The organism is Pseudomonas sp. URIL14HWK12:I5 (genome assembly GCF_900176445.1).
Taxonomy (GTDB): domain Bacteria; phylum Pseudomonadota; class Gammaproteobacteria; order Pseudomonadales; family Pseudomonadaceae; genus Aquipseudomonas; species Aquipseudomonas monteilii.
The window spans coordinates 162,690-180,821 of sequence record NZ_FWXQ01000010.1 but is presented as its reverse complement, the minus strand read 5'-3'; the positions used below and the strand labels follow the sequence as shown (position 1 = coordinate 180,821).

The window sequence follows — 18,132 nt, the reverse complement described above, 5'->3', positions numbered from 1 at the left end:
CTACACCCTCGGCATTGCCCAATTGTCGGCAGTTCTGGTTGAACCTGAGCATGACCCTGCTGATCCTCGGCAGTTTGCTGTGCACCTTGCGTCTGCTGCGCAAGCACCAGGAGGCTTTCAATGCTCTGGAGCAGGCCCAACAGGTCAACCAGCAACTTATCGGGCGCCTTGAGGAGGAACACCGGCGCAGCAGCCATGCCGCCGCCACCGACCACCTCAGCGGGTTGCACAACCGCCGCCAGTTCGTCGAGGTGGCGGGTCAGGCGCTTACCCGGCAACGGGGCAAGCGCCGGCTGATGGCGATCCTGTTCATCGACATGGACCGCTTCAAGTCGATCAACGACTCGCTCGGGCACAAGATTGGCGACCTGCTGCTGCAGGCTGTGGCCGGGCGTATCCAGCGCCTTCTGGAGCCCGGCGACGAGGCTTCGCGCTTTGGCGGCGACGAATTCGTGGTGCTGCTGGCAGGCGAACGCAGCGAGGAACAGATCAATACCTGGGTTCGCGAACTGGTTCAGCGGTTGTCGGCCACCTATGCCCTGGATGGCCAGGAGGTCAACACCAGCCCCAGCGTGGGCGTAAGCATCTGCCCCCGCGATGGCCAGGACATCGACAGCCTGGTCCGCAGTGCCGACGCGGCGATGTATTCGGCCAAACAGGCCGGGCGCGCGCAATATCGCTTCTTCGACCCCTCGCTGAACCTGGCCGACATTCAGGCCTTCACCCTTGAACAGGCCTTCGGCAGTGCCTTGGCCGAGCGCCAGTTCGTGCTGCACTACCAGCCACAGATTCGCCTCGACACCCAGCAAGTGCTGGGCTACGAAGCGCTGGTGCGCTGGGATCACCCCGAGTTCGGCCTGCTGTACCCGGACCGCTTCATCGACCTGGCCGAACGCAGTGGTTTCATTGTCGAGCTGGGTTGGGAGGTGTTGCGCCTGGCCTGCGAGGCCCTGTCGGAGTGGGACGCCCAAGGCCGACAGACACGGCTGGCTGTCAATGTCTCCGCCCTGCAACTGCGCCAGGGCGACTTCGCTACGCGGTTGCTGAACGAACTGCAGCAGTATGCGATTGCGCCGCAGCGGCTGGAGCTGGAAATCACTGAAACCACCATCCTCGACCCGGAAAGTACCGCTGTGGCGCACCTGCACACCCTGCGCAGCGCGGGCCTGGGCATCAGCCTGGACGATTTCGGCCGCGGCTACGCTGGCTTCGCCCACCTGCATTCGCTGCCGCTGAGCAAGCTGAAAATCGACCGCTCGCTGATCGCCCCCTTGTCCAACAGCCATGACGACAGCCCGATCGTGTCCTCCACCATCATCCTGGCCAAACGCCTGGGCCTGGAAGTGGTGGCCGAAGGTGTGGAAACCCGTGAGCAAGTGGTGTGCCTGAAACTGGCGGGCTGCGATATAGCCCAGGGCTATCACTTCAGCCGGCCGCTGTCGCCGGCGCAGTTGCGCGACTACCCACACTTCAACGGCATTGAGCCCTCGCACGATACGATGGTGCTGGTGCCGGCCCTGCAGGATGGCGTTGCCCCGGTGCCGCATTAGGTGCTTGTCTTGGGATTTCGGTTTATCGTGTGCCCATCACCCACCGACAGCCGCACCATGACCGATATCGAGCGCTACCTTCGCGCCGCCACCCGTGACAACACCCGGCGCAGCTACCAGGCCGCCATCGAGCACTTCGAAAGCCACTGGGGCGGCTTTCTCCCGGCCACCGCCGAGAGTATCGCCCGCTACCTGGTCGAGCATGCCGAACACCACGCCGTCAGTACCCTGCGCCAGCGCCTGGCCGCGCTCAGTCAATGGCACGTCGCCCAAGGTTTCCCCGACCCGACCAAGGCACCGCTGGTACGCCAGGTTCTACGCGGCATCCGCACCCTGCACCCGACGCCGCCCAGGCAGGCCGCCCCGCTGTTGCTGCAACACCTGCAAACCGCCGTGGCGTGTTTTGAAGAGGAGGCTCGCCAGGCCCACGAACACCACGACCTGGCCGCCCTGCGCCGGGCACGCCGCGACACTGCGTTGCTGTTGCTGGGCTTCTGGCGAGGTTTTCGCGGTGATGAACTGGCACGCTTGCGCATCGAACATATCCAGGCCGAAGCCGGTGTCGGCATCACGCTGTTCCTGCCGCGCAGCAAGGGCGACCGCGAAGCCTTGGGCGTGCAGCACCGGACCCCTGCCCTCAAGGCCCTGTGCCCGGTAACGGCCTACCTGCAATGGCTGGAAGTTGCCGGCATTGCCCACGGGCCGGTGTTTCGCAAGCTTGACCGCTGGGGCAACCTCGGTGAAAGCGCGCTCAACAGCAACAGCCTGGTCGGCCTGCTGCGGCGCATGCTGGAACGTGCCGGGGTACCGGCGGCGCTGTATACCGGCCACTCGCTACGGCGTGGCTTTGCCACCTGGGCCACAGCCAATGGTTGGGAACTGAAATCACTGATGAGCTACGTGGGCTGGAAAGATGCCAAGTCGGCGCTGCGCTACATCGACTCGGCGCAGCGTTTTGGCGAACTGGCCGTGTTACCGGCCAGCCAAGCCCAAGCGCTTATTCCTTGAAGCTGTGCCGGGCGACACCGCCAATTGTCGGGTGGATGGCATACAGGTCGCCAGCATCCGGGTAATGGAGCAGGTCTTCAGGGCTCATGTCGAAACGCGCGGTGCTGATGAACAAGGTATTCATGCCGGGCCCGCCAAAGCAGCAACTGGTGGGGCACGGTACCGGCATCAGTACCTGATCGGTCAGGTGGCCGTGGCGGTCGTAGCGCAGCAGGCAGCTGCCATGGTACTGGCACACCCACAGCCCGCCTTCGCGGTCCAGCGCCAGGCCATCTGGCCGCCCCAGTTCGGCAGGGGTTTCGGCAAACAGCGTAACAGTGCCCAGCCGGCCCTCCATGAGGTACTCGGCACGGTAGATGGCGCGCGCCGCCGAATCGACGAAGTACATCGTCTGGCCGTCTTGCGACCAGGCAACCCCAGTGGGCAAGGCCATGTCATCGTGGATGACCTCGTCGCTCAACTGCCCGTCAAAACGGAACAGCGCCCCGGTATTGCCGCTAAGGGCATCGTCCATCAACCCGGTAACGAAGCGCCCTTGCGGGTCACAGGCGCCGTCGTTGAATCGGTAAGTGGAGCGCGGATGGACCGATGCCGAATGCTGGCATACCTTGCGCGCCGGCACATCGAAAATGGCTACGCTGGCATCTTCGGTGAAAATCAGGTTGCCCCGGTCGGTCAGCGCAAGGGCGCCAATGCGCGCGGCTGACGCGTAAAGGTTCTCGACTTCGCCGTCTGGCGTCAGGCAGTTGATGCGCCCGCCAGAAATATCGATGAAGTACAATGCGCCGTTACGCTCATCCCAGACCAGACTTTCGCCCAGGTCGGCGCGGGTATTGGCGACCTTGACTGGCACGCAGCTGCATTCCTTGATGCGGGGCGATCGTCCGGCCAGCCCCATTCCATAGGCCAAGACCAGGCCCTGTGCGGCATCGGTGACGGCCGCAACTTCGTTGTGGAAAGGCTCTGTAACGGGCATTTCTGGCTACCTTCGATTTTCCTTTTTACGATAACAACAAAAAATTCAATGACTTAATATTAAAAGCATGCAACTTTGATATCTCATGGATATCACCACCGAGTCGCCGCGCTGAAGGAATGCTTGATTGATCGAAACACGTTTGCTCAGGCAGTTCATCGCCGTGGCAGAAGAGCTTCACTTTCACAAGGCTGCCGAGCGCCTGCACATGGCACAGCCGCCGCTGAGCCAGGCGATCAGCCGCCTGGAAGAAAAGCTCGGTTTCAGCTTGTTCTTGCGCAATACGCGCGGGGTGCGTCTGACCCCGGCCGGCACAGCCTTTCGCGATACGGCTTACCGCGTGCTTGCCGAGCTGGAACAGGGTATCGAGTACGCCCGTAATGTCTCTGCGGGTGTCAGCGGGAAACTGACCATCACGGCCATTTCCATCGCCTATTACGACTCGTTGCTCACCAGCTTGCGGCGCTATCGCGAGACTTACCCGAACGTGCAGCTGACCCTGCGCGAGATGCCATCGGCGACGCAGGCCAAGGCGCTGCTGGCCGGTGAGGCGGATATCGGCTTCATGCGCAGGTTACCGCTGCCGGTGGGTACGCTGGAGTCACGGCTGCTGCTTGACGAGCAGATTGTCATGGCGCTGCCCGCCGGCCACGTGAAAGCGCAGCAAGGCGACGTCGACCTGCGCGAGTTTGCCAATGAGGATTTTGTGTTTACCCCGCAAGCGTTGGGCGGCGGCTACCATGCCCAGCTGGTCGCCCTGTGCGAGTCGGCCGGCTTCTACCCTCGGGTGGTGCAGGAAGCCGCACAGATTCATACCCTGCTGGGGCTGGTCGCCTGTGGTTTCGGTGTGGCCCTGGTGCCGGCCTCATTCGCCCGATCGACCCCACGCGAGCGCGTACAGTTCTGTGCGATCCGCCCGATAGACGAGCAAGCCACCCCAGGCATTGGCCTGTACATGAAATGGAACGCCCAGAATGCCTCGCCTGCGCTGGCCAACTTCATCGCCCTGTTCGAAGACGCAAAAACGCTTTGATCAGGCGCGCGCTGCGCAGCGCCATAACCGGCCCACGTCACAAGCCCGAGCCTGCAGCAGTTCTGCCGCGTTGGCACATGCTTGTTCCAGGCTCATCGGCCCGCTGGCCAACGCAAATGCAGCATCGACCCCATGGGCATACAACTGCTGGTAGCCCTCACCCAGTGTCCCGGCCAGCACCACCACCGGCACACCGTGGCGCCTGGCGACCCGGGCAACCCCCATCGGCGTCTTGCCGCGCAGTGTCTGGGCATCGAAACGCCCCTCACCCGTCACCACCAGGTCCGCGCCCTGCACCAAGGCGTCAAGCCCGGCCAGTTCGGCCACCACCTCTACCCCCGGGCGGAACTGTGCCCCCATGAACGCACGGGCGGCGAAGCCCATACCACCGGCAGCGCCGCACCCAGGGTAGTCGCGCACATCGTCGCCCAGCAGCTGTACGCAGTGGTCGGCAAAATGGCCCAGCGCCTGGTCCAACGCCTGCACCTGCTGCGGGTTAGCGCCCTTCTGCGGGCCGAAAATCGCCGATGCACCGTTGGCGCCGCACAGCGGGTTGTCGACGTCCGCCGCGACTTCGAATTGCACCTCCGCCAGGCGCGGGTCCAGGTGACTGGCGTCGATCCGCGCCAGCTTCGCCAGTGCCAGGCCACCTTCTTCCAGCGCTTGCCCGTCGGCATCCAGCAGGCGCAGGCCCAGCGCGCGCAGCATGCCGCTGCCCGCATCGTTGGTGGCGCTGCCACCGATGGCCAGCACCACCCGCTGTGCGCCGGCGGCCAAGGCGGCGGCAATCAGCTCGCCGGTGCCCCAGGTACTGCTGCGGCACGCATCACGCTGGTCGGTAGGCACCAGCTGCAAGCCACTGGCCTGGGCCATTTCGATAATGGCCGTACGGCTTTGCGGCAGCCACCCCCAACCGGCTTCGACGCTGTGCCCCAATGGCCCACGCACCGCTTGCCGGCGCAGTTCGCCGTGGCTGGCGGCCAGGATCGCCTCCATGGTGCCTTCGCCGCCGTCGGCCATCGGGCACTCGACCAAGGCTGCGTCCGGCCACGCCTGCCTCAGGCCAGCAGCGATGGCGCGGGCGACACCGGCAGCATCGAGGCTGTCCTTGAACGAGTCGGGGGCAATGACGATCTTCATGGGGATTCTCCTGTCCTGATGAGCGGCATGCTGACAGGTGCCCGCCAGGCTGGCCTCGGTCAAATGCACAAAACGCCGGGCGGGTTGTTTGGGCAGATGCCTTCGTGGCGGTGCCTGCAGGCGCCGCGTCAATCAGCAGGCAACAGCTGCAACCCCAGGTACAAGCTAAGCATCCCCTCCATGCGCAGCGGGTCGACCTCACCCAGTTCGGCAATCCGTTCCAGGCGATAGCGCAGGCTGTTGCGGTGGATTCCCAAGGCATCGGCACAGGCCTGGCTTTGGCCGTCATGGGCACACCACGCGCGCAGGGTGCTGAGCAACTGCCCACTGTTGTCCTTGGCGCGAATGCGCTGCAACGGCTCCAGCAGTTCATCCAGCGCGTCATCGTTGCGATGCCGCCACAGCAGTGCCGGTAGCCGGTAGCGTTGCAGGCTGAGCAAACGCTCGGCGGGCAGTACCTCGCGCCCATAGGCCAGCAAGTCTCGCACCCGGCGATAACCTCGGCGCAGTTGCTCCAGGCTTTGCGCGGTACTGCCCAAAGCCAGGCGCTCCACGCCCCAACCGTGGCGTTGCAGACGTTCGAGCAGGCGTGGCTCATCCAGCGTCACACCTGCGGGCCGACACCACAACAACGACTGCCGCGCCGGGCTGACACACCAGCTGTCCGGGTAGCGGCTGAGCAACCACGCAGCAAGTGCCTCGGCGGGTGGCCCCGAGGCCAGCTCGAACAGGCAAGGCACCCTTGGCAACTGCGGCTTCAGGCCCAGTTGCCGGGCTTCGTCGAGCAAGCGTGGCGAGTCGCCGCTGCCGCCTAGCAACAGCGCCAGCAGGTCATCACAACGCTGCCGTCGCCATTGCTGGTCGTCTTGCAAATGGCGCTGGGCCAGCAGCATCTCGGCGGTCATGCGTACCAGCTCGCCATAGGTGCGCACCTGTTGCGGGTCACCCGTCAGGCCCAGTACGCCCATCAGCCGGCCATCGAGCATCAGCGGCAGGTTCACCCCGGGCTGCACGCCCTTGAGGCATTTGGCCGCTTCAGTATCCAGTTCGACGATCCGGCCATTGGCCAGGACCAGTTGCGCGCCTTCATGGCGGGTGTTGATACGCTCCGGCTCACCACTGCCCAGGATCAACCCCTGGCTGTCCATGACATTGACGTTGCACGGCAGAATGGCCATCGCCCGGTCAACGATATCCTGAGCCAGGTCATGGTCGAGTTCGAACATTGCGGGGTCCTTTAGGAGTCAGGCTTTTGGGCTCGGGCACAGCAGCCTGGGCCGGGCACTGTGCAAAAGCACAAAGACAGGCCGGCCACAGTCCCCGAGACTCGTCAGGGCGAGCGCCGACACAGGCGACGCGGCGACAACCATAACAACAGAGAACCCGATCATGGCACACAGCCCCGCCCCTGACCAAGGCACGGACACCACCCGCAACGCGCTGTACCGGCGCATCACCCTGCGGCTGATTCCGTTCATTTTCATCTGCTACCTGTTCAACTACCTGGACCGCGTCAACGTCGGCTTTGCCAAACTGCAGATGCTCGACGCCCTGAAGTTCAGCGAAACGGTGTACGGCCTCGGCGCCGGCATCTTCTTCATCGGTTACGTACTGTGCGGTTTGCCAAGCAACCTGGCGCTCAACCGGTTTGGCCCTCGGCGCTGGATTGCACTGATGATGATCGCCTGGGGCAGCCTCTCCACCTGCCTGCTGTTCGTCACCACCCCCACCGAGTTCTACACCTTGCGCCTGCTCACCGGCGCCGCCGAAGCCGGCTTCTTCCCGGGTGTGGTGCTGTACCTTTCGCGCTGGTTCCCGGCGGCCCGTCGCGGGCGCATCATGGCCCTGTTCATGTCGGCGATCCCGGTGTCGGGCTTGCTGGGTGGGCCGTTCTCCGGCTGGATCCTGCAGCACTTCGCCGCCGGCCAACACGGCTTGGCCGGCTGGCAGTGGATGTTCCTGATCCAGGGCCTGCCAACCGTTGCCCTGGGCATACTGGCGGTGTTTCTGCTCAGTGACGGCTACCAGAAAGCACCCTGGCTGAGTACGGCGGAGCGCCAGCTGGTTGCAACCGACCTGGAAGCCGATGCTGCCAGCAAACCGAACACTACCGGCGACAGCGTACTGGCCGTTTTGACCAACCCGCTGATCTGGACCTTCGGCTTCGTCTACTTCTGCATCCAGAGCGGTGTGTACGCGATCAACTTCTGGCTGCCATCGATCATCAAGAACATGGGCTTCGACAACCCGCTGCTGATCGGCTGGCTCAGCGCCATTCCGTACCTGCTGGCAGGTGTGTTCATGATCCTCTGCGGGCGCTCGGCCGACCTGCGCAACGAGCGCCGCTGGCACCTTGTAGTGCCGATGCTGATGGGGGCTATCGGCCTGCTGATCGCGGTGAACTTCGCGGGTAACCCGACCATTGCCATTCTTGGCCTGTCGATCGCCACCATGGGCGCGCTGACCGGCCTGCCGATGTTCTGGCCAATGCCCACCGCGCTGCTCAGTGCCGGTGCCGCTGTGGCAGGTTTGGCCATCATCAACTCGGTGGGCCAGATGGCGGGGTTCCTCAGCCCGTACCTGGTGGGGTTCATCAAGGATCAGACCGGTTCAACCGATGCCGCACTGTATTCGCTGGCGGCGCTGATCGTGCTGGGTAGCCTGGCTGCCTTGCGGGTTACCCGGGCTGGTGCGCTGAGTACTGCCAGGGCCAGTTGAACCCATTCGCGGGCTCGCCCGCACCCACAGGACCGCCACAGTGTTCGAGCTTGTGGTGATCCTGTGGGAACGAGCAAGCCCGCGAACAGGCCAGCCCAGGCCACACACAATCCACACCCTCCACCGATCGTCAGCTCAACGCATCCCCTCCCCGACCCAGGCGTCAAATGGTTCCAAAGGCCCCTTTGGAGAAACCCCATGACCCAGCACGCCGTGGCCCGCCTTAGCCAGCTCGACGAACACCGTCCTCTGCGCGTTCAGGCCGGTAGCGAAGAACTTGTCCTCATCCGCCAGGGCGACCAGGTTCGGGCCTACCAAGGCAATTGCCCCCACGCAGGGGCTCCGCTCGACGAGGGTGTGGTTTGCGCTGGCCTGTTGGTCTGCCCTTGGCATAAAGCCGCCTTTGCGGTTGACGACGGGGTGGTCTGCGAGCCCCCTGCGCTGGCCGACCTGCGTCGCTACAAAACCTGGGTCAAGGGCGATGAAGTCTGGGTCGATGACCAGCCCCTGCCAGCAATCGAGCCGCCACGGCACAGCGATGCCCGCTGCTTTGTCGTGGTCGGTGCAGGCGCCGCTGGCAGCGCTGCCGTCGCCACGTTGCTGGCCCACGGTTTCGCCGGCCGGCTGGTGTGGATTGATCAGGAACGCCAGCCCGCCTACGATCGCACGGCCCTGAGCAAATTCGTGATTGCCGGGCAGATGCCGCCCGATGAAGTGCCCGCGTTGCTTGATGCCGACGCCTTGCGCAAGGGCCAGTTGCAGCGCAAGCACGGCAAGGTGCGCACACTCAACAGCCAGAAACGCCAGCTTACACTCGCCGACGGCCAACAGATCGATTACGACGCCTGCCTGCTGGCCACCGGCGGGAAAGCACTGCGCCCGGACATCCCCGGCGCCGACCTGCCCGGGGTGTTCACCCTGCGCTCACGGGAGGATGCCGCCCAGTTGCTCGATGCAGCCGAACCCGGCCAACCGGTGGTCATCATCGGTGACGGTTTCATCGGCCTCGAAGCCGCCTCGGCATTGCGCAAGTACGGCCTACAGGTGCATGTGGTCACCCGCCACGAAGTCCCCCTGGCCCGGCAGCTGGGTGAACGCATCGGCCGCAGCATCCGTGAGCTGCATGAGCGCAAGGGTGTCACCTTCCATGGCCCTACTGAAGTTCAGCGCATCGAGGGCCAGGACAAAGTCGAAGCCGTGCAACTGGCCAACGGAGAACGGCTCCAAACACCCTTGGTGCTGCTCGGCACGGGGGTAAAACCGGTCACTGCCTTCCTCCAAGGCGTGCCGCTGACCGAGGACAAGTCTGTGAGGGTCGACGCAGAAATGCGCGCTGCCGATGGCCTGTGGGCGGCGGGAGATATCGCCACCTTCCCGCTCACCGGTCGACCTGTGCGTATCGAGCACTGGCGCCTGGCCCAGCAACACGGGGTAATTGCTGCAGCCAACATGCTCGGCGAGCAGCGCCGCTATGCCGATGTGCCGTTCTTCTGGACTTACCAGCACGGCCGCACTTATGAAGTGCTTGGCCACGCCCGGGACTGGAACCGGGTCGAGTTCGTCGGTGAGCCGGAAAAAGGCGATTTCATTGCGCTGCAGTGTATGGATGATCGGGTTGAGGCCGTGGTCGCCAAGGGTTATTCCGATGCCATGGCAACGCTGTCGCAACGCATGAAACGCCCCTTGAGCCTGCAAGAGGCGTTGGCGCTAATTGGCTGAGGTCCGCCTTTCAATGCGCCCCGGTTGTGTGTAAAACAGCTGGATCAGCCGACTGAAAAGGACCCAAGCGCATGATCTACCGCCCCCTCGGCCACAGTGGCCTGCAGGTTTCCGCCCTTACCCTGGGCAGCATGATGTTCGGCGAGCAGACCAGTACCGAGAACGCCCTGCGCATCATCGACAAGGCCTGGGACCAAGGCATCAACTTCATCGACACTGCCGACGTGTACAACGCCGGGCGCTCGGAAGAAATCGTCGGTGAAGCGGTGGCACGCCATCGCCAGGACTGGATCGTCGCCAGCAAGGTCGGCTTCGGCCCGGCCGATGGCCTGCCCAACCGCAGCGGGCTGTCGCGCAAACACATCTTCAATGCCCTGGAGGCCACCCTCACCCGCATGGGCATGGACTATCTGGACATCTACTACCTGCACCGCGAAGACCACAAGGTGCCGCTGGAAGAGACCGTGCAGGCCATCGGCGACCTGCTGCGCCAGGGCAAGATCCGCTACTGGGGCGTGTCCAACTTCCGTGGCTGGCGCATTGCCGAGGTCTGCCACATTGCCGAGCGCCTCGGGGTGCCCAAGCCGGTGGTGAGCCAGCCGCTGTACAACATCGTCAACCGTCAGGCCGAGCCGGAGCAGCTTACCGCTGCTGCCGCCCATGGCCTGGGCGTCGTGCCGTTCAGCCCGTTGGCGCGTGGTGTACTCAGTGGCAAGTATGCGCCGGGGGCCGTGCCGGATGCCGGCAGCCGGGCAGGGCGCCAGGACAAGCGCATCATGGAAGTGGAGTGGCGCCAGGAGTCGCTGGCCATCGCCCGGCAGATCCAGGCTTACGTCGAGGCCAAGGGCGTGGGAATCGTTGAGTTCGCCATTGCCTGGGTGCTGAATAACCAGCTGGTGAGCTCGGCGATTGTCGGGCCGCGTACCGAAGAGCAGTGGGACACCTATGGCGGTGCATTGGCGGTGAAGGTCACGGCGGAGGATGAGGCGTTCATCGACTCACTGGTGACGCCGGGGCATGCATCCACGCCGGGGTTCAATGATGTGGCGCATTACGTGAGCGGGCGGCGTGCACGGTCTTGACAACACGGCTGGTTGCTTGAGGCTGGTAAGCGAGTGTCGGCGTAATCATCACTGACTCAGGTGCCTACAAATGCTCTCACAGCTTCATTGTTACGCGCTAGAATATCAGCTGCAATACGTTCCCCCCATGCTTTGGTTACATTGGCACCGTACCCCAACTGCCAGAGCATGCTCAGCGCCATTTTTTGTTTGATGTCTACACCATCACTCCCTAGCTCTTTTATAACCTGATGCTGCACAAGCTCGTAAACAACCTTCGCTCTCTTTTCTGACGTCATTTCCTTAATTCCAAGGGTTTCGGAAAAAGCATCCCAGTGTTTTTTGTCTGCACCGCCATCCCAAGGTTGTTCAGCAGATAGCGCCGGCGTTTTCGTTTTGACACGACGGGTCGAACTGCGTGGCTCTACCCGCGAAGTGGTTGCCAGCAAAGTCGGGTCATCGATAGACTCTACTGCGACGTGGCGAGGCAGCCGACGGGCACCAGAACGCAAATTCTGATCGCGTCGGTAGGCTGAAACCTTGGCATACGAATGACCGCTGGGGTCGACATGGTTTATGGGGTCACCCGAGCAATATCCATAACTATTTAACCCGCCTTTACCAAATGGGCTGAAACTATCCGGAGTCGTGAAGCGCATGAGAGCGCAGCAGTAAAGACGAACGCCATTGCCTAAAAGATAGCCTTGAATGAGTGGCTCAAGCGCCTGCCCGTTAAATGCCAGTAATATCGCTGCGCTTTCGCTATTTGAATGACCATAAGCACTATAAGCTCGCACTCCAGTGATGCTGGTTGACTCATGGAGGCGGTATTCATGAGGCGGCGTTGTTACCTTGGCTGATTTTTTCATAGTTTATTCCTCATAAAAATACACTATTTAACGGTTTGGCTGCTTCATGATAAGTGATGACTGCCCCCCCGGTAACTGTCAGAAATGCCAGTTCGCTTAAGTTTTCGTTCATACATGTTCATTGGGGAGCCCTGCGCCGGGCTCCCGGTCCCCCCTTTCCCCAATCACCCCGGTATCGTGCGCACCATTGGTTTTCCACCTCTGGAGCTGCAATGAAACTCTTGCAACCGCTGCAAATCGGCCCCCTCACCCTGCCCAACCGTGTCTTCATGGCGCCCCTCACCCGCCTGCGCAGCCTGGAGCCGGGCGATGTACCCACCACGCTGATGGGCGAGTACTACCGTCAGCGCGCCAGTGCGGGCCTGATCATCACTGAAGCCACGCAGATCTCCTTCCAGGCCAAGGGCTATTCTGGCTCGCCCGGCATTCATAGCGCCGAACAGATCGCTGCCTGGAAGCACATCAACGAAGGCATTCATGCCGATGGCGGCCACAGCGCCGTGCAGGTCTGGCACACCGGGCGGGTGTCACACACTTCTCTGCAACCTGGCGGCGAAGCGCCAGTGGCCCCTTCGGCACTTCCGGCAGGTGCGCGCACTACCCTGCGTGACGAGCAAGGCGACCTGATACGCGTAGAAACATCCGCGCCGCGGGCGCTCAGCGAAGCGGAAATTGCCGGTATTGTCGCCGACTTCGGCCTGGCCGCGATCAACGCCCGTGAAGCCGGGTTCGACTTCATCGAGCTGCATGCGGCCCATGGTTACCTGCTGCACCAGTTCCTTACCCCAAGTGCCAACCAGCGCGAAGACCGTTACGGCGGCAGCGTCGAAAACCGCGCACGTATTGTGCTGGAGGCGGTGGACGCGGCCGTTGCCAACTGGAGCGCCGAGCGCGTCGGCATCCGCGTGTTCCCGTTGGGTGGTTTCAATGGCGTGGACAATGGCGAAGACCAGGAAGCCGCCGGCCTGTATCTGATCCGCGAGCTGGCCAAGCGCAACCTCGCCTACCTGCACCTCTCCGAGCCTGACTGGGCCGGTGGCAAGCCATTGCGTGACGAATTCCGCCAGGCAATCCGCGCGGCTTACCCGGGCGTAATCATCGCGGCCGGTGCTTACACCGCCGAGAAAGGCGAAGACCTGATCGGGCGTGGCCTGATCGATGCCGTGGCGTTCGGGCGCAGTTACATCGCCAACCCGGACTTGGTCGAGCGGCTGCGGCTCCAGGCGCCGTTGAACGAGCACCGGGCGCAGTTCGACTATGCCAATGGGCCTGAAGGGTATACGGATTATCCGTTCCTGAAGCAGGCTTGATACAGAAACGGGAGCCCATATGGGCTAGTGCCAGTCCGGTAAGGTTTTTGGCTTGCACGTGTTCGGCTTTGGTGGTTTTTCGCCTGTGACATCGAGCGCCGCGCGGGCGGCGCTCGATGTCAGCAGCCCCACATGACTCAAGGCAGGCGCATGCAGGCCCAAAAGCCCCATTGCAGCCTAAGCGGCTTAACTGACTGGCATTAGCCCATAAGGGCTCCCGTTTTTTGTTGCCAATGCCGGCCTCCTCTCGGGCAAGCGCGCGAAGAGGCCGGTAGCTTTAACCGAGTTCCGCCAGCGCCTGCGCCGCATAGGCATGCGACCGCTGCCGCGCCAGCGGGTCATGGATGCGGCAATCGATCATCAGCTCATCCGCCCCGGTCTGCTCGATCAGCGAGCGCAGCCCTTCCCTCACTCGCTCAGGCCCACCCGCCACGGTGCAGGCCATCACCTGCTCCAGCACTGCACGCTCGTGCTCAGGCAGGCGTTGCACATAACCCTCCTGCGGCTTAGGCAACAGACCATAACGCCCCACATGCAGGTCCAGCATCCACTTGCGATGGGAGCTGGCCAGGTAATCTGCCTCGGCATCACTGGCGGCGGCGAAGAGATTCATGCCCACCATCACATAAGGTTTGGCCAACTGCGCCGAGGGCTGGAAGTTGGCCCGGTAATGGGCAATCGCCTGCAGCAGGTAACGCGGCGCAAAGTGCGAAGCGAAGGCGTACGGCAGGCCCAGCTTCGCCGCCAGGTCGGCGCCGAACAGGCTGGAGCCAAGGATCCACACCGGCACCTCGTGGCTGCCTGGCACGCCACGCACCCGGCGCTTGCCGTTGTCGGCCAGGTAGTCGCGCAGTTCGGCGATGTCCTGGCTGAAGTCACGTTCTGGCGCGGCACCGCGCAAGGCACGTACGGTCGGCCCGGAAGTGCCTGGCGCACGGCCCAGGCCCAGGTCGATACGGCCCGGGTGCAAGGTATCGAGGGTGCCGAACTGCTCGGCTATCAGCAACGGCGCATGGTTGGGCAGCATGATGCCACCCGCGCCAACACGGATGTGCCGGGTGGCGTTGGCGATTTCGTTGATCACCAGCGAAGTGGCCGCCGAGCCGATGCCTGGCATGTCATGGTGCTCGGCAATCCAGTAGCGGCTGTAGTGCTGTTGCTCGACATGCCGCGCCAGCTGGCGGGACTCTTCGATCGCGTCGGCGAAGGTCTTGCCTTCGCCGATCATGACCAGATCCAGTACGGACAGTGCAGTCATGGGGTCTCCAGGGGGATTATCAGTGGCTGCCAGTTTCCCTGCTGCGCCGCTAGCGATAAACCCAGGTTCAGGCCCGGTATAGGGGCCTGGCATTCCCCAATCAGTACTCCCAAGGCACGCCCGGTTCCCAACTGGCTACCAGCAAGTCGATGAACCCACGCACCCGTGGGGACAAGTGGCGTTTGCTCGGGTACACGATTCGGATAGGGTCTGCCGGCGGCCGATACGCCTGCAGCACTTCTACCAACGTGCCGGCGCGCAAGTCGTCACCGGTGATGTAGGTGGGCAGGTGAATCAGCCCGAAGCCTGCGCGGGCGCCGTCGAGCATGGCTTCGGAACTGTCGATGTTCAAACGGCCGGGGTCTTCGCACAGGTGCAGCCCCGCTTCGGTGTGAAAACGCCAGGGCATGGCCTTTTCACCTGCCAGGAACGCGATCTTGTCATGACCATAGAGGTCCGCTGGCACCCGGGGTACCCCGCGTGCTTCCAGGTAACACGGTGCGGCGCAGGTAACAAACTGCTGCCAAGCCACCGTGCGGGTCAACAACTGTGAGTCTTCCTTGGGTGCGCCAATACGCACCGCAACGTCTACGCCCTCCTCGACCAGGTCGACGAAGCGGTCGGTGAAACGGATGTCTGCGCGCAGTTCCGGCCACTGCTTGAGATAGCGATCCAGGATCGGAAGCACGTGACGTTGGCCGAACGAGAGCGGCGCGGTCAGGCGCAGGGTGCCTGTGGGCTTTCCGCGGCGCTGGGCCATGGTGCTTTCCACCTCATCCAGGTCATCCAGAATCTGCCGCCAGCGCTCAAAGGCCACCAAGCCTTCGTCGGTCAAGCTCAGCTTGCGCGTGGTGCGGTTAAGCAGGCGCACAGCCATGCGCGCTTCCAGGCGGGCGATGCTTTTGCCCACCGCCGAACGCGTCAGGCCAAGGCTGGCGGCGGCAGCGGTGAAGCTGCCAGCCTTGGCGGCACTGACAAAGGCGGCAATGTCGCCGAAGCGGTTGGGTTCCATGAGCGGGTTCCTGGAGTCATCGAACCGGCATAAATGGGGCCGAAGCCAGCTAATGCAAGGCCACAGGCTGGCTAGGGCGTGTTCGGGGCTGGCCTCATGTACGCGTCTGTCCAGGCGGCCAACGGCAGTGGTGGCTGCTGGTCGACAATACGCCGCCAGATCAAACGCAGGTCATTACCGTTGAACATCGAGCCAGGCCCGCTGCCTTGCCACCGCGAAGGTACGTCGGCAACCCAGTGTCCCTGGCGGTCACGGTGGGCCATGTTGAAACGGAAGGTGTAGTTGCCAGGGATGCCCATGCGCAAGTCGGTCACCACCAGCGCGTCGCCCACCTGGTCGTAGCGCAGCCAGTCATCGGTAAACCAGCGCAAACGCTGGTGCAAAGGGCTTCCTGCCAGTGCTTTCGCCAGCTGCAGATTACGCGGCAAACGCTGCATTTCAGGCGCTTGCCGGTCGAACCCGCTGCTGATGCCCTCGTAGTAATCACCCTCCGGGGTCTTGGCCAGTACTCGCCAGACCAGACTATTGAAAGCGATCGGCACGGCGCGCACTTCACTGGCGACAATGCCTTGCTGATCCAGCGCCGCCTGGAAGCGCTGCTCCGCCGCCATACGCCCGGCGAGGCCGAAACCCAGGTAAGCGGTACTGAACACCAGCGCCAGGGTCAGCAGACGTGTCGCCTTTGCGGTCACCCCCTTGAAGATGGCGTAGATAACCGCCGCCAGCAGCGGCAAGGTGTAGACCGGGTCGATGATGAACACCGCCGCCCAGCTTTGCGGGGTGACTTGCAGTGGCCAGAACAACTGCGTGCCATAAACCGTGAAGGCATCCAGCAACGGGTGAGTAACCAGTACCAGCCAGAACGCCACGAACAACCTGGACAAGGTGTAAGCCTTGCCAGGCCAGCATTTGTGGACCAGCCAGGCCAGTAGCAAGGCCAGCCCGGTAAGCACGAACAGCGAGTGGGAGAACCCGCGATGGTAGGTCATCTGCGACACCGGGTCGGCGTAGCGGATGATCACGTCCAGGTCGGGCAGCGTGCCCAGCGCAGCGCCATACAGCAACGCGCGCCGCCCCTGGATGCGGCCAAGCACGGTACCCTGCAGGGCCGCGCCGAGTACGGCTTGGGTGATGGAATCCAAGGGGCGCGCTCCTGAAAGGGATATTTGCGCAAGCTACCTTCATACGACCTCGGTGCGCAATTCCCTTGGCTGGCTCAGAACAGCTGCCAGGTGTACACCAACGTCAGGCGGTTTTCGTCGATGTCACTGCGGTAATTGGAGCGTGCCATGGCGTTCCTCACCCGAATCCCCAGCCCCTTCAGCACGCCGCTCTGCACGGCATAGCCAATGTCCAGGTCACGTTCGCGATCCCGCCCTTCGTAACCCAGCCCGGTATCGACATTGTTACCGGTTATGTACCGCGCGGTCGCCGTCAGACCGGGTACGCCCAGGGCGGCGAAGTTGTAGTCGTAGCGTACCTGGTACGAGCGCTCATCGGTGTAGGCAAACTCATACGTCGGCACCTCGTTACCCAACGGCGAAATGTTGGCGAATACCCGAGGGAACGGGCTATCGCCATAGATGCCCTGGTAGCCAGCATGGAAGCTGTGCCCGCCATGCCGGGCGGTGAACATCGAGAAGAACGCCTGGTTGTCGATATTGCCCAGCAGCGCATCGCCATCCTCACGCGCGGTGAAATAGCCCAGGTTTGCGCTAAGCACCCAGTCCCCTACTGGCTTGCTGTGCTTCAGGCCGATAAACCCTTGTTCATAGATGTCTTCCAACTGCCCGTACCATAGGCTGACGCTGCTCTGGTTGGCGTTGAACGCATAGTCCCCGCCCACATAGTTGAAGGCATCGCTTTCAGACTGGCGCATCGGCACATGGCCGAGCATGGCGTTCATCTTGCCGTCGCCGCCTTCATTACGCAGGTGAGTGCTTTTCAGGTGACCGGCCTGCAAGGTCAGCCCGTCGATTTCCGACGAACTCAAACTGGCGCCCTGGTATGTCGGCGGCAACAGGCGGATATCACTGAACGTCAGTACCGGCAGGTTGGGTTGCAGTTCACCGACGCGCAGTTCGGTCTTCGACAGGCGGGCCTTGAAGGTGGGCGCCAGGCGGCTGTACTCGTCGGCGGCACGGCCATCGCCATGCACCGGCAGCAGGCCGGTATTGGCCCGGTCGGGGCTGCTGTCGAGCTTGATACCCAGCAGGCCCAGCGCGTCCACGCCAAAACCGACGCTACCGGGGGTGTAGCCCGACTTGAAGTCGAGGATGAAGCCCTGGGCCCACTCCTCGGCCTTGGACTGCTTGTTGGCCCCGACGATGTCAGAGAAATCGCGGCTGAAATAGTAGTTGCGGGCACTCACGGTGGCCTTCGAATCCTCGAAGAAGCCGCCTTCGGCAGCCAGCAGCGGTTGGCTGAGCAAAGTCAGGCCCAGGGCGACACAAGGGGTGTGATTCATTCCGAAGCTCT

The 18,132-nt window shown here is 63.1% G+C and carries 14 protein-coding genes and 1 pseudogene; 7 read left to right on the top strand and 8 right to left on the bottom strand.

The features are described 5' to 3' along the window. Nucleotides 1–5: 5 nt before the first annotated feature. Both B9A31_RS22115 and B9A31_RS22110 read left to right on the top strand, forming a co-directional pair. Nucleotides 6–1,550, top strand: a pseudogene (locus B9A31_RS22115) (putative bifunctional diguanylate cyclase/phosphodiesterase); the annotation flags it as partial. 57 nt (nucleotides 1,551–1,607) lie between these two features. After that, on the top strand, nucleotides 1,608–2,558 hold the full coding sequence (locus tag B9A31_RS22110; protein ID WP_025754128.1) for a site-specific integrase: 951 nt from the start codon (nucleotides 1,608–1,610) through the stop codon (nucleotides 2,556–2,558). On the opposite strand, the gene B9A31_RS22105 is transcribed toward B9A31_RS22110, so the two are convergent. Continuing rightward, nucleotides 2,548–3,456, bottom strand: a complete 909-nt coding sequence (locus B9A31_RS22105; RefSeq protein WP_232062866.1) for an SMP-30/gluconolactonase/LRE family protein — start codon at nucleotides 3,454–3,456, stop codon at nucleotides 2,548–2,550. The two genes, B9A31_RS22110 and B9A31_RS22105, sit on opposite strands and share 11 nt — an antisense overlap. A gap of 205 nt (nucleotides 3,457–3,661) precedes the next feature. On the opposite strand from B9A31_RS22105, the gene B9A31_RS22100 reads away from it, so the two are divergent. Beyond that, a complete protein-coding gene (locus B9A31_RS22100) occupies nucleotides 3,662–4,567 on the top strand; it encodes a LysR substrate-binding domain-containing protein (RefSeq protein ID WP_019098385.1) in 906 nt (301 codons plus the stop codon). Here the strand turns inward: B9A31_RS22100 and B9A31_RS22095 are convergent, their stop codons facing one another. Together B9A31_RS22095 and B9A31_RS22090 are read right to left on the bottom strand one after the other, a co-directional pair. Beyond that, complete coding sequence (locus tag B9A31_RS22095; protein WP_025754131.1) at nucleotides 4,568–5,707, bottom strand: glycerate kinase; 1,140 nt, start codon at nucleotides 5,705–5,707, stop codon at nucleotides 4,568–4,570. Between the two features lie 128 nt (nucleotides 5,708–5,835). Then, nucleotides 5,836–6,933 carry a sugar diacid recognition domain-containing protein gene (locus B9A31_RS22090; RefSeq protein ID WP_019096244.1) on the bottom strand — a complete coding sequence of 366 codons (1,098 nt, stop codon included), beginning with the start codon at nucleotides 6,931–6,933 and terminating at the stop codon, nucleotides 5,836–5,838. Nucleotides 6,934–7,096: 163 nt separating this feature from the next. Between B9A31_RS22090 and B9A31_RS22085 the strand changes: the two genes are divergently transcribed. The 3 genes from B9A31_RS22085 (at nucleotide 7,097) to B9A31_RS22075 (ending at nucleotide 11,226) form a co-directional block, all read left to right on the top strand. After that, nucleotides 7,097–8,425, top strand: a complete 1,329-nt coding sequence (locus tag B9A31_RS22085) for an MFS transporter (protein ID WP_084297372.1) — start codon at nucleotides 7,097–7,099, stop codon at nucleotides 8,423–8,425. 198 nt (nucleotides 8,426–8,623) lie between these two features. Further along, on the top strand, nucleotides 8,624–10,144 hold the full coding sequence (locus B9A31_RS22080; RefSeq protein WP_084297371.1) for an FAD-dependent oxidoreductase: 1,521 nt from the start codon (nucleotides 8,624–8,626) through the stop codon (nucleotides 10,142–10,144). 71 nt (nucleotides 10,145–10,215) lie between these two features. After that, nucleotides 10,216–11,226: an aldo/keto reductase gene (locus tag B9A31_RS22075; protein ID WP_027609260.1), complete on the top strand. Its 1,011-nt coding sequence runs from the start codon at nucleotides 10,216–10,218 to the stop codon at nucleotides 11,224–11,226. A gap of 56 nt (nucleotides 11,227–11,282) precedes the next feature. Here the strand turns inward: B9A31_RS22075 and B9A31_RS22070 are convergent, their stop codons facing one another. Then, nucleotides 11,283–12,074, bottom strand: a complete 792-nt coding sequence (locus B9A31_RS22070; protein ID WP_084297370.1) for an RHS repeat-associated core domain-containing protein — start codon at nucleotides 12,072–12,074, stop codon at nucleotides 11,283–11,285. A gap of 212 nt (nucleotides 12,075–12,286) precedes the next feature. Between B9A31_RS22070 and B9A31_RS22065 the strand changes: the two genes are divergently transcribed. After that, a complete protein-coding gene (locus B9A31_RS22065; protein WP_019096249.1) occupies nucleotides 12,287–13,384 on the top strand; it encodes an alkene reductase in 1,098 nt (365 codons plus the stop codon). Between the two features lie 277 nt (nucleotides 13,385–13,661). On the opposite strand, the gene B9A31_RS22060 is transcribed toward B9A31_RS22065, so the two are convergent. From B9A31_RS22060 to B9A31_RS22045, 4 genes are all read right to left on the bottom strand, one after another. Next, nucleotides 13,662–14,642: an LLM class flavin-dependent oxidoreductase gene (locus B9A31_RS22060; protein WP_019096250.1), complete on the bottom strand. Its 981-nt coding sequence runs from the start codon at nucleotides 14,640–14,642 to the stop codon at nucleotides 13,662–13,664. Nucleotides 14,643–14,742: 100 nt separating this feature from the next. After that, a complete protein-coding gene (locus tag B9A31_RS22055; RefSeq protein WP_019096251.1) occupies nucleotides 14,743–15,654 on the bottom strand; it encodes a LysR family transcriptional regulator in 912 nt (303 codons plus the stop codon). A gap of 71 nt (nucleotides 15,655–15,725) precedes the next feature. Next, entirely contained in the window at nucleotides 15,726–16,796 is a 1,071-nt protein-coding gene (locus B9A31_RS22050) for a metal-dependent hydrolase (RefSeq protein ID WP_084297369.1), read from the bottom strand. A 74-nt stretch (nucleotides 16,797–16,870) separates the two neighbouring features. Next, nucleotides 16,871–18,121, bottom strand: coding sequence for an OprD family porin (locus B9A31_RS22045; protein WP_084297368.1), 1,251 nt, complete (start codon nucleotides 18,119–18,121; stop codon nucleotides 16,871–16,873). Nucleotides 18,122–18,132 lie beyond the last annotated feature (11 nt).

Bases quoted from the DNA above. Each gene is read 5' to 3' on its own strand.
- B9A31_RS22110 (WP_025754128.1), top strand. From the start codon at position 1,608: ATGACCGATATCGAGCGCTACCTTCGCGCCGCCACCCGTGACAACACC.
- B9A31_RS22105 (WP_232062866.1), bottom strand. From the start codon at position 3,456: ATGGGGCTGGCCGGACGATCGCCCCGCATCAAGGAATGCAGCTGCGTG.
- B9A31_RS22095 (WP_025754131.1), bottom strand. From the start codon at position 5,707: ATGAAGATCGTCATTGCCCCCGACTCGTTCAAGGACAGCCTCGATGCT.
- B9A31_RS22090 (WP_019096244.1), bottom strand. From the start codon at position 6,933: ATGTTCGAACTCGACCATGACCTGGCTCAGGATATCGTTGACCGGGCG.
- B9A31_RS22085 (WP_084297372.1), top strand. From the start codon at position 7,097: ATGGCACACAGCCCCGCCCCTGACCAAGGCACGGACACCACCCGCAAC.
- B9A31_RS22080 (WP_084297371.1), top strand. From the start codon at position 8,624: ATGACCCAGCACGCCGTGGCCCGCCTTAGCCAGCTCGACGAACACCGT.
- B9A31_RS22075 (WP_027609260.1), top strand. From the start codon at position 10,216: ATGATCTACCGCCCCCTCGGCCACAGTGGCCTGCAGGTTTCCGCCCTT.
- B9A31_RS22070 (WP_084297370.1), bottom strand. From the start codon at position 12,074: ATGAAAAAATCAGCCAAGGTAACAACGCCGCCTCATGAATACCGCCTC.
- B9A31_RS22065 (WP_019096249.1), top strand. From the start codon at position 12,287: ATGAAACTCTTGCAACCGCTGCAAATCGGCCCCCTCACCCTGCCCAAC.
- B9A31_RS22060 (WP_019096250.1), bottom strand. From the start codon at position 14,642: ATGACTGCACTGTCCGTACTGGATCTGGTCATGATCGGCGAAGGCAAG.
- B9A31_RS22055 (WP_019096251.1), bottom strand. From the start codon at position 15,654: ATGGAACCCAACCGCTTCGGCGACATTGCCGCCTTTGTCAGTGCCGCC.
- B9A31_RS22045 (WP_084297368.1), bottom strand. From the start codon at position 18,121: ATGAATCACACCCCTTGTGTCGCCCTGGGCCTGACTTTGCTCAGCCAA.